This is a genomic window from Arthrobacter sp. FW306-1B-G06A, from assembly GCF_058781765.1.
Genome location: NZ_JBYSXB010000091.1, coordinates 1 through 853, shown reverse-complemented (window position 1 = coordinate 853; position 853 = coordinate 1). Strand labels below are relative to the sequence as shown.

Here is an 853-nt window from a genome sequence, read left to right as displayed (position 1 = left end):
AAGAGAGGTTGGACGTGGCTGCAGGAGAAGAGACCTCACACATCCTTAGCGGGTTGACTTCCCAGCTGCCTGATCGTGATCCGGAAGAGACTGCCGAGTGGGTTGAGTCTTTGGATGCGTTGATCAGGGAGCAGGGCACGGAGCGGGCGCAGTTCATCATGCGCAGCCTGCTTCAGCGGGCGGGGTCCCAGTCGGTGGGGGTGCCGATGGTGACCACCACCGATTACGTGAACACGATCCCGGCGGACCAGGAAGCGGAGTTCCCGGGCAACGAGGAATTCGAGCGCCGGTACCGGGCGTACATGCGCTGGAACGCGGCCGTGATGGTGCACCGGGCGCAGCGGGCGGACATCGGGGTGGGCGGGCACATTTCCACCTATGCCGGGGCCGCGACCCTGTACGAGGTCGGCTTCAACCATTTCTTCCGCGGCAAGGACCACCCCTCGGGCGGGGACCAGGTCTTCTTCCAGGGCCACGCGTCCCCGGGCATGTACGCCAGGGCGTTCATGGAAGGCCGGCTCTCGGAGGAGGACCTGGACGGGTTCCGGCAGGAAAAGTCCAAGCAGGGCCACGCCCTTTCCTCCTACCCGCACCCGCGCCTGATGCCCGCGTTCTGGGAATTCCCCACCGTGTCCATGGGCATCGGCCCGATGAACGCGATCTACCAGGCCCAGTCCAACCGCTACCTGCACGACCGCGGCCTGAAGGACACCAGTGACCAGCAGGTCTGGGCGTTCCTGGGCGACGGGGAAATGGACGAGCCCGAGTCCCGCGGCCTGCTCCAGCTCGCCGCGAACGAGAACCTGGACAACCTGAACTTCGTGATCAACTGCAACCTCCAGCGCCTGGACGG

The 853-nt window shown here is 65.5% G+C and carries 1 protein-coding gene; it reads left to right on the top strand.

Annotated features, from left to right (window positions below; all coding sequences use genetic code 11):
- Positions 1 to 14 precede the first annotated feature (14 nt).
- On the top strand, positions 15 to 853 hold an 839-nt coding region (locus AC3WJM_RS23005), incomplete at its 3' end, for a thiamine pyrophosphate-binding protein (protein ID WP_492273058.1).